The organism is Martelella sp. UBA3392 (assembly GCF_002358775.1).
Taxonomy (GTDB): Bacteria; Pseudomonadota; Alphaproteobacteria; order Rhizobiales; family Rhizobiaceae; genus Martelella; species Martelella mediterranea.
The window spans coordinates 1-9,646 of the sequence record NZ_DEPM01000145.1; the positions used below are offsets into that span (position 1 = coordinate 1).

The 9,646-nt window shown below is 63.0% G+C and carries 8 protein-coding genes; all 8 read right to left on the bottom strand.

Annotated elements, in window-relative coordinates; translation table 11 throughout:
• Positions 1 to 567 (bottom strand): NAD(P)-dependent oxidoreductase (locus B4E36_RS11065; RefSeq protein ID WP_345900340.1); only part of this gene is annotated, 567 nt, incomplete at its 3' end.
• Positions 568 to 578: 11 nt separating this feature from the next.
• The gene (nirD, locus tag B4E36_RS11070; protein WP_292052054.1) at positions 579 to 914 is read right to left on the bottom strand and encodes a nitrite reductase small subunit NirD; all 336 of its coding nucleotides are present in this window, start codon (positions 912 to 914) and stop codon (positions 579 to 581) included.
• Positions 915 to 924: 10 nt separating this feature from the next.
• Positions 925 to 3,372, bottom strand: coding sequence for a nitrite reductase large subunit NirB (gene nirB, locus B4E36_RS11075; protein ID WP_292052052.1), 2,448 nt, complete (start codon positions 3,370 to 3,372; stop codon positions 925 to 927).
• A gap of 5 nt (positions 3,373 to 3,377) precedes the next feature.
• Positions 3,378 to 5,144, bottom strand: coding sequence for a nitrate ABC transporter ATP-binding protein (locus tag B4E36_RS11080; RefSeq protein WP_292052050.1), 1,767 nt, complete (start codon positions 5,142 to 5,144; stop codon positions 3,378 to 3,380).
• Between the two features lie 7 nt (positions 5,145 to 5,151).
• Positions 5,152 to 6,228 carry an ABC transporter permease gene (locus B4E36_RS11085; protein WP_292052048.1) on the bottom strand — a complete coding sequence of 359 codons (1,077 nt, stop codon included), beginning with the start codon at positions 6,226 to 6,228 and terminating at the stop codon, positions 5,152 to 5,154.
• A 40-nt stretch (positions 6,229 to 6,268) separates the two neighbouring features.
• Positions 6,269 to 7,642, bottom strand: coding sequence for a CmpA/NrtA family ABC transporter substrate-binding protein (locus B4E36_RS11090; protein ID WP_292052045.1), 1,374 nt, complete (start codon positions 7,640 to 7,642; stop codon positions 6,269 to 6,271).
• 254 nt (positions 7,643 to 7,896) lie between these two features.
• The gene (locus B4E36_RS11095) at positions 7,897 to 9,117 is read right to left on the bottom strand and encodes a CmpA/NrtA family ABC transporter substrate-binding protein (protein WP_345900341.1); all 1,221 of its coding nucleotides are present in this window, start codon (positions 9,115 to 9,117) and stop codon (positions 7,897 to 7,899) included.
• 2 nt (positions 9,118 to 9,119) lie between these two features.
• Positions 9,120 to 9,646, bottom strand: a 527-nt coding sequence (locus B4E36_RS11100; protein ID WP_345900342.1) for an ANTAR domain-containing response regulator, incomplete at its 5' end; no start/stop codon positions are given.

The window sequence follows — 9,646 nt, forward strand, 5'->3', positions numbered from 1 at the left end:
GCCGCCCGGCTTCAGTCTGGCATTCACCCCGTCGCGCAAACCGGCCGCAAGTCCGGCCCAGCCTTTCAGAGATTTGGGCAGGAGCGTCTCGATCCGCCGGCGGATCGCCTGGCCGAGAATGGGGGCCGCGCCGTCGGTGGAAATGCCGACAACCACCGGCGAGCGGTTGACGATCGAGCCGAACTGGAAGCTACAATAATCCGGCTTGTCGATCACATTGCAGGGCACGCCCTCGGCTTTCGCGCGGGCGGCAAAGGCTGCCGCCTCCGCGTCGCTCTCACAATCGCCCAGCGCCAGGCACAGATCGCGCCATGCCGCCGCCTGCCAACCTTCCGTCGCAAGGCCGATCCTGCCAACGGCCTCCAGCGCCAGCAATTCGTCGCAGGCGGTCTCGCCGCCGAGGCACACCGTCACATCAGCCCCGGCCGCCGCCAGGAGTTCCGCCTTCCAGGCAGCCGCTTCGCTGGCACCCGCGACCAGAACCGCCCTGCCCTTCAACCGGAAGAATAGCGGCAGAACGGCTAGGTCCTCCATTCGGGCGGGTGTTTTTGTGCGTCCGGACGCCATGATCCGCTCCCCTATTCGGCCGCCAGCGGCAGAGCGGAAAGGGCAATCGAGAGTTTGCCGTTCTCCACCCGCACCGGATAGGTCTGCACCTCCCCTTCGTCCGCGCCCAGCGCCACACCGGTATCCAGAGAGATCACGAAATTATGCAGCGGACAGGTCACCGCCTTTCCGTGCACAATACCCTCTGAAAGCGGTCCGCCCTTGTGCGGGCAACGATCATCGATGGCGAAAACCTCGTCTTCCGCGGTGCGGAACACCGCGATGCGCCCGAAGGCCGTATTCACGCAGCGCGCGCCGCGCCTAGGAATATCTTCAATACGGCCGATGGCAATGAAATCGTTGCTCATGATGGGCTCCTCACTCCGCCGGCTCGGTCTGCCCGACCACGGCCATCGGCTTGAATTCGTGCTTGTCCTTGCCGGAGACGCGCTCCGACCACGGGTCGACCTGGGCATATTTCTGACTTTCGACGAAGCGGTCGAAATAGGCCTTGCGCTTGTCCGCATCGTCCATGATCTGGGCGCGGACCTCGTCATAGCCGATGCGTTTTGCCCATTTGTAGATGCGCTCCAGATAGCGGCCCTGCTCGCGGTACATCTGGGTGAGCGCCACGATATGCTCCAGCGCCTCGTCCTCGGTCTTGACCATGCCGAGCACTTCCGTGCCCCGGATTTCGAGCCCGGCGGCACCGGCGAAATGAATTTCGAAGCCGCTATCGACACAGATCACGCCGATATCCTTGCAGGTCGCCTCCGCGCAGTTGCGCGGACACCCCGAAACGGCGAGCTTCAGCTTGGCCGGCGTCCACGAGCCCCACATGAACTTTTCGAGCCTTATACCAAGGCCGGTGGAATCCTGCGTGCCGAAGCGGCACCAGTCGCTGCCGACGCAGGTCTTCACCGTGCGCAGGCCCTTGGCATAGGCCTGGCCGGAAACGAAGCCCGCCTTGCCGAGATCGGCCCAGACCGCCGGCAGGTCCTCCTTCTTCACGCCCAGCATGTCGATGCGCTGCCCGCCGGTGCATTTGACGGTCGGGATCTCGTATTTGTCGACCACATCGGCGATCGCGCGCAGCTCCTTCGAAGACGTCACCCCGCCCCACATGCGCGGCACCACCGAATAGGTGCCGTCCTTCTGGATATTGGCGTGAACGCGCTCATTGATGAAGCGCGACTGATAATCATCGGCATATTCGCCGGGCCAGTCGCAGACGAGGTAATAGTTGAGCGCCGGGCGGCATTTGGCGCAGCCGCATGAGGTCTTCCATTCAAGCTCCTGCATCACGGCGGGAATGGTCTTCAGGCCCTTGGCGCGGATCAGGCGGCGGACATCGTCATGGCCGAGATCGGTGCAGCCGCAGACCGGCTGGACGGCGGCGGGGTTATAGGCATCGCCCAGCGTCAGCGCCATCAGCTGCTCGACCAGCCCGGTGCAGGTGCCGCACGACGCCGAGGCCTTGGTATGGGCGCGGACATCGTCGAGCGATGTCAGCGCCTTGTCCTTGATCGCGGTGACGATCTTGCCCTTGCAGATACCGTTGCAGCCGCAGATTTCCGCGTCATCCGGAAGCGCCGCGACGGCCGCCGCCGGATCGGCCGCAGCGCCGCCCTGATAGGCCTGGCCGTAGATCAGCGTCTCGCGCATTTCCGAGACATCGGTTCCGCGCTTCAGCATGTCGAAATACCAGGCGCCATCGGCGGTATCGCCGTAAAGCACGGCGCCGATCACGCGGTTATCCTGCAGGATCACGCGCTTGTAGACGCCGCGCGTGGCATCGCGCAGCACCACTTCCTCACGATCCGGTCCCTCGGCGAAATCGCCGGCCGAAAACAGCTTGATGCCGGTGACCTTCAGCTTGGTGTTGACATGCGAGCCCTTGTATTCCGCCGCACCGCCGGCAAGCCGCTCGGCCAGCACGGAAGCACTTTCATACAGCGGCGCGACCAGCCCGTAGCAGGTGCCACGATGTTCGGCGCACTCGCCGAGCGCGAAGATCGACGGGTCCGAGGTCGCCATGCCGTCATCGACAACGATGCCGCGATTGACCGCAAGCCCCGCATCCTTGGCAAGCCCCGCCGCCGGGCGGATGCCGACCGCCATCACCACCATATCGGCGGAGATGATGCGGCCGTCTTCCAGCTCAACGCCTTCAACTTTGCCACTCCCGAGAATCTGTTTGGTATTGGCCTTGGTGATGATCTCGATGCCGCGCTCGTCCAGCGCCTTTTCCAAAAGATAGGCGGCTGCCGGATCGAGCTGGCGCTCCATGATGGTGTCCATGAGGTGCAGCACTGTGACGCTCATGCCGCGCTGCTTCAGCCCGTAGGCCGCTTCAAGGCCCAACAGCCCGCCGCCGATGACCACCGCATGGCCCAGGCCCTCGGCAATCTTCAGCATGCGATCCACGTCATCCAGATCGCGATAGGCGAGCACGCCCGGCAGATCGTGGCCGGGCACGGGAATGATGAAGGGCGAGGAGCCGGTGGCGATCACCAACCGGTCATAGGAGGCCGTCACGCCGTTTTCGGCGGTCACGGTTTTCGCCTCCCGGTCGATCTTCGCGACCTTCGCGCCGCGATGCAGCGTCACGCCATGGGCTTCATACCAGTCATCGCCATGGATGATAATGTCTTCATAGGTCTTTTCACCGGAAAGCACCGGCGACAGCATGATGCGGTCGTAATTCACCCGGGGTTCGGCGTTGAAGATGGTGACCTCGTAGAGGCCGGGCGCGCGCTCGAACAGCTCTTCGAGCATGCGGCCGGGGGCCATGCCGTTTCCGATGATGACGAGTTTCTGGGCCATGTTTTCTACTCCGCTGCGACGCGTTTGTTCCAGGTCTGCCGGCTGATGCGCTGGTCGCGCTTCTGCCTGATGGCGGCGAGCTGTTCCTCGGCCGGTTCCGCCCCGCCCTCATAGGCTTCGAGAAACTCCAGAAGTTCCTCGCGGTAGGCGTAGTAATCGGGATGATCGAGCAGCGCTTTCCGAGAGCGCGGGCGCGGCAGATCGACCTCCATGATGTTGCCGATGCGGGCATTTGGTCCGTTCGACATCATCACAACCCGGTCGGCCAGGAGAATGGCCTCATCGACATCATGGGTCACGCAGATGGCGGTCACCTTGGTACGCGACCAGACCTCCATCAGCACCTCCTGCAGCTCCCAGCGCGTCAGGCTGTCGAGCATGCCGAAAGGTTCATCGAGCAGCAGCAGCTTGGGCGACAGCGCGAAGGCGCGGGCAATGCCGACCCGCTGGCGCATGCCGTTCGACATGTCGGCCGCCGGCCGGTGCATGGCATCGCCAAGCCCGACGCGCTCGAGATAATATTCGACGATATCGCGGCGCTCGGCAGGGCTTGCCTTCGGATAGACCCGGTCAACGCCGAGGGCGACATTCTCGCGCGCCGTCAGCCAGGGCATCAGCGAGGGAGCCTGAAACACCACGGCGCGATCCGGCCCGGCGCCGGAAATCTCGCGGCCATCGAGAATAATGCCCCCGGCATTGATCGGGTTGAGGCCCGCCGCCATCGACAGCACCGTCGATTTTCCGCAGCCGGAATGGCCGATGATGGAAATAAACTCGCCCTTCTTCATCTTCAGATCGAAGCCGTCGACGACGGTCAGCGGCCCCTTGGGCGTCGGATAGATCTTGGTGACGTTGGAAAACTCGACATAGCCCGTCTCGATCGCCGACTGCGCCTTCTCCCTGTAGACGGCAGGCAGCGGTTTCGAGGTCGACTTAATCGAAATCGGGACGACATTGGGAAGCACTTCGACACGGCTCGTTTCCGGCTTCGCGCCGAGGCCCGCATCCATCAGATATTCGGTGACAGCCGAGCGCAGCCGGATGAAATCCGGATCGGAATTCATCGCGGCGCGCTCGCGCGGCCTGGCAATATTCACATCGAAGGAGGGACCGAAAGTGGCGTTGGGGCCCGGCATCAGCGGCACGATCCGGTCCGCCAGAAGAAGGGCCTCGTCGACATCGTTGGTCACCAGGACGATGGTCTTCTTCTCCTTTTGCGAGATATCGGCGAGCTCATCCTGCAGCTTGGCGCGGGTCAGCGCGTCGAGCGCGGAGAGCGGCTCGTCGAGCAGCAGCAGGTCGGGCTGCATGGCAAGCGCGCGGGCGACCGAGACGCGCTGGCGCATGCCGCCGGACAGTTCCGCCGGCCTGCGGTCGCGCGCGTGATCCAGGCCGACCATGGAGACATAGGCATTCACCAGCGCTGCCCGTTCTTTCGCCGGCTTGTCCCGATGCACGGCGTCAACGGCGAGCCGCACATTGGCCTCCACCGAAAGCCAGGGCATCAGCGCGTAGTTCTGGAACACGATGCCGCGCTTGGGCGACGGTCCTTCGATCGCCGCGCCGCGAAACAGGATTTCGCCGCTGTCCGGCTTTGCGAGACCGGCGAGCATCGACATCAGGGTCGTCTTGCCGGCGCCGGAAAAACCGAGGATCGCGATGAACTCGCCTTCTTCGACATCGAGCGAGATATCGGCGAGCACGGCATTGCGCTTCGCGCCCTCGCCGAACCCCTTGCTGACGCCTTTCAGCTGAAGAATGGTCGTCATCATGGCCTCCTTACCGGTTTGCCGAATAGGTGAAGGCGGTCTGCAGCGCGAACATCACCCGGTCGAGGAAGAAGCCGATCAGGCCGATGGTGATCACCGCGACGATGATGCGGGCAAGCGAATCCGACGAACCGTTCTGGAACTCGTCCCAGACGAACTTGCCGAGGCCGGGGTTCTGCGCCAGCATTTCCGCGGCGATCAGCACCATCCAGCCAACGCCGAGCGAAAGCCGCATGCCGGTGAAGATCAACGGCAGCGAGGACGGAAGGACGAGTTTGCGGATCGTCGTCCAGGTGGAGAGCTGCAAGACCTTGCCGACATTGACCAGATCGCGGTCGATCGAGGCAACGCCGAGTGCTGTATTGATGATCGTCGGCCAGATGGAACAGAGCGTCACCGTGACCGCGGAGATCACCATGGATTTCGGCAGGAGATCATTCTGGTTCTGGTAAAGGGCGGCGACGACCATGGTCACGATCGGCAGCCAGGCAAGCGGCGAGACCGGTTTGAACAGTTGGATCAGCGGATTGATCGCGCCCTCGAAGGTTTTCGACAGGCCGCAGGCAATGCCGACCGGAACGGCAATCAGCGTGCCAATGAAAAAGCCGAGCGCGACCGTCATAAGCGAGGTCAGGATCTGGTCGAGATAGGTCGGCTTGCCGGTATAAGGCCGCACCTTCACGCGGTCGGCATAGCCCTCGGCAATCAGCGCCTGGTTGCGTTCGTCCTGGCGCTGATAGAAGGCGCTTGCCTTCTGCCGCTCGGCGAAATGATCGTCGATCAGCACCTCGGCCTGCTGGAAGACCGCCGCCGGGCCGGGGATTGCGCCGAGCGACGTCTGGACCTTCGGCGCCAGGAACGCCCAGGCCGCCAAAAACGCCAGGATGCCGATGAGCGGCACGAGCAGCATCTGTTTCAGGTCCGCCCATTGTTCGGACGGCGTATCGCCGGCGGCCAGCTTCAGAAGCGGTACGATGAAGCCGAGGCCGAAGGGCGCGAGCACCTTGCCCGCCCGATTGATCCGGGCGATACGCCGTTCACGCCGCACCGCAATCTCGGGATCGATCATGTCTGTCGCGATCGTCATGAGGTCTCTACCTTCCGATATGTCCAGGTTTCAGCAGCGCTCAGCGACCGGCAATCGTGTTGCCATCGACAATCTCGTCACCCTTCAGGCCGATCGGGAAGCTTTCGAGATAGGCGTTCGGATGGCGTCCGTCATAGGTGACGCCATCGATGAAATCGCCGGTGGCGGGCTTGTAGCCGTCGGTGTCGAACGGGAAGTCGTCTTCCGTGGCATGACCCTCCTCGATTAGCAGCCGGGCGGCCTCCAGATAGATATCCGGGCGGTAGACGTCACTTGCGACATCGGCATACCAGCCGTCATCCTTCGGCTCGGCGATCTGGCCCCAGCGGCGCATCTGGGTGAGATACCAGACGGCGTCGGAATAATAGGGATAGGTGGCGAAGTGGCGGAAGAAGACGTTGAAGTCCGCCGCCGGGCGCTCGTCGCCCTTTTCATATTCGAAGGTGCCGGTCATCGAATTGGCGATCACCTCGGCATCCGCGCCGACATATTCCGGCCGCGACAGGATCTTGACGGCCTCCTCGCGATTGGCGTTGTCGTTTTCGTCGAGCCAGATGGCGGCGCGGATCAGCGCCTTGGTCAGCGCAATGGTCGTCTGCGGGTATTTCTCGGTGAATTCCTTCGTCAGGCCGAACACCTTTTCCGGATTGTTCTTCCAGATATCGTAGTCGGTGACGACGGGGACGCCGATGCCCTTGAACACCGCGGCCTGGTTCCACGGCTCGCCGACACAGTAACCGTCGATCGTTCCGGCCTCCATCGTCGCCGGCATCTGCGGCGGCGGGGTGACGGACAGAAGCGCGTCGGCCTGGATCTGGCCGGAAACGTCGCTCGGCGAATAATAACCGGGATTGATGCCGCCGGCCGCCAGCCAGTAGCGCAGTTCGTAGTTATGGGTGGAGACCGGGAAGACCATGCCCATCTTGAAGGGCTTGCCCTCGGCGCTGTAGGCCTCGATCACCGGCTTCAGCGCATCGGCCTTGATCGGATGCTCCGGCCTGCCGTCCGGGCCGACAGGAATATTTTCCTTCATCTGGTCCCAGACCGCGTTCGAAACGGTGATGGCGTTGCCGTTCAGGTCCATCGAGAACGGCGTCACGATATCCGCCTTGGTGCCGTAGCCGATGGTGGCCGCCAGCGGCTGGCCGGCCAGCATATGCGCGCCGTCAAGCTCTCCGGTGATCACCCGGTCGAGCAGCACCTTCCAGTTCGCCTGCGCCTCGAGCGTGACGTAAAGCCCCTCATCCTCGAAGTAATGCATCTCCTTGGCAATCGCCAGCGGCGCCATGTCGGTCAGCTTGATGAAGCCGATGGTCAGTTCATCCTTTTCCGGAAACAGCATTTCGGCATGGGCGGCGGCGGCCGCGAATGTCAGCGAACAGAGCATGGTGGCGGTGCAAAGGAAATGGCGCATGGCGTTCTCCAGTTGGATGGTCATGTCGGAAAAACAAAAAAGCCGCCTAACGGTCCTCGGGCCGGTTAAGGCTCGATTGCGTTGGCGGCGTTGCCTGGCACCCTCCATTGGGCGCCGAATTCTTGAGACTTATGGAAACACACAATGTCGCATCAGACAAGCGGCATCGGCGGATTTTTGCATAAAAAATGTATAGACTGAAAAACAGACTAAAATTTATGCAAATGCACCCGAAAGGCGCACAAAATACGGACTCAGACAGCCGCCTTCTGCTGTTCGATATAGGCGCCGACCTGATCGGGGTCGAAGGTCCGGCCATCGAAGAAACCGTCCGGACCGAGAACGAGCCCGCCGGCGCTGGCGCCGACCGGGGTCGGCACCTTGAGCGCACCTTCCACCTTCAGGCTTGCGCCCGGCAGCGGCGTGCTGAGCGGCTGCAACGCCTTGCGATAGATATCTGGCCGGTAGCTCATTTTTGCGATCTCGGCATTTTCGGCCGAGTGATCGCAAAGTCCCCAGCGCACGATCTGGCTGTAGAACCAGAGCGCATGGCTCTGCCAGGGAAAGGTCGCCGCCTTGGCCGAGGTCAGGAAGAAATCCTCGACCGTTCTTTCCGTCGTTTCGCTGATCGCCAGCGTTCCAGAGAGCAGTGGCTCGAGCATGGCCCGGTCGACATTGAGGTGGCCCGGCTCGGACAGGATCGCCGCCAGTTCCGGGTGGTTTTCCGGCTCTGCCGCCCATATCGAGGCGCGATAGAGGCCGCGCAGCAGCGCCGCGACGGTCTCTTCGTTATCATTGGCAAAGTCGGCCGGCAGCGCCAGAACTTTTTCCGGGCTGGAGCGCCAGATCTTGGCCTTGACCGTGACGACACGTCCAACGCCCCGGCGCGCGGCCATGGTGTTCCACGGCTCGCCGGCGCAGTAGCCGTCGATCCGCCCGGCCTCGACCGCGTCGGGCATGAAGGGCGGCGGCAGCACGACGATCTCGATATCCCGGTCGGGATCGATGCCATTGGCGGCAAGCCAGTAGCGCAGTTCCAGATTGTGCCCGGAAAACACGTAGACGACGCCGAAGCGGAGCGGCTGAAGCCCCTCGGCCCGCCGCGCCGCAATCACCCGTTTCAACGCCGCGCCCGCCTTGGCGGGATCGAGATCACAGTCATCGCCCTCCGCCTCCATCGCGCGACCAAGCGCTGCGGAAACCGTGACGGCATTGCCGCCGAGGCCAAGGGCGATCGGCGCCACCAGCTTCGAAGACAGGGGAAAGAGGCCGAGATTGGCCGCGATCGGCATCGGCGCCAGCACATGGGCGGCCTGCAGATTGCCGACCGCCAGCCGGTCACGGATCGCGCTCCAGGAGGTCTCCCGCGTGAGACGCACATTCAGCCCCTCCTCGACGAAAAAGCCCCTCGCCTCCGCCGCCAGAACGATGGCGCTGTCGAGAAGCGGCACAAATCCGATTGAAAGGTCCTGCATCTCTATTTCTCCAGCATCTCGAACGTCATGATCAGGCTTTGCGCGACATCGACAATCTTGCGGTTCTGGTCCATCGCCGTGCGCCTCAGGAGCGCATAGGCCTTTTCCTCGTCCATGCCGCGCGATTTCATCAAAAGCGCCTTGGCGCGATCGACCACCTTGCGGTTTTCGAGCTGGCTCTTCGCCGCCTCAAGCTCCTGCGCCATGCGTGAAAAGGCGTTGAAACGGGAGATCGCCATGTCGAGGATCGGCTTCACCCGCTCCTGCTTCAACCCGTCGACGACATAGGCCGAAACCCCGGCCTCCACCGCGGCGTGGATGGTCTCGGCATCGGACCGGTCGACGAACATCGCGATCGGCTTCTTCACCGTGCGCGACAGCACGAACAGGCTTTCGAGCATGTCTCGATTGGGGTTTTCGATATCGATCACGATCACGTCCGGCGACAGGCGCTCGATCGTGCGGGCGACGCCGACCAGCTCTTCCACCACGGTCACATTATGGTGGCCGGCCTTGAGCAGGCCGTCCC

What these genes read in the sequence shown, in the direction of transcription:
- B4E36_RS11080 (WP_292052050.1), bottom strand. Translation starts at nt 5,144, where the DNA reads ATGATGACGACCATTCTTCAGCTGAAAGGCGTCAGCAAGGGGTTCGGC.
- B4E36_RS11085 (WP_292052048.1), bottom strand. Translation starts at nt 6,228, where the DNA reads ATGACGATCGCGACAGACATGATCGATCCCGAGATTGCGGTGCGGCGT.
- B4E36_RS11090 (WP_292052045.1), bottom strand. Translation starts at nt 7,642, where the DNA reads ATGCGCCATTTCCTTTGCACCGCCACCATGCTCTGTTCGCTGACATTC.
- nirB (WP_292052052.1), bottom strand. Translation starts at nt 3,372, where the DNA reads ATGGCCCAGAAACTCGTCATCATCGGAAACGGCATGGCCCCCGGCCGC.
- nirD (WP_292052054.1), bottom strand. Translation starts at nt 914, where the DNA reads ATGAGCAACGATTTCATTGCCATCGGCCGTATTGAAGATATTCCTAGG.
- B4E36_RS11095 (WP_345900341.1), bottom strand. Translation starts at nt 9,117, where the DNA reads ATGCAGGACCTTTCAATCGGATTTGTGCCGCTTCTCGACAGCGCCATC.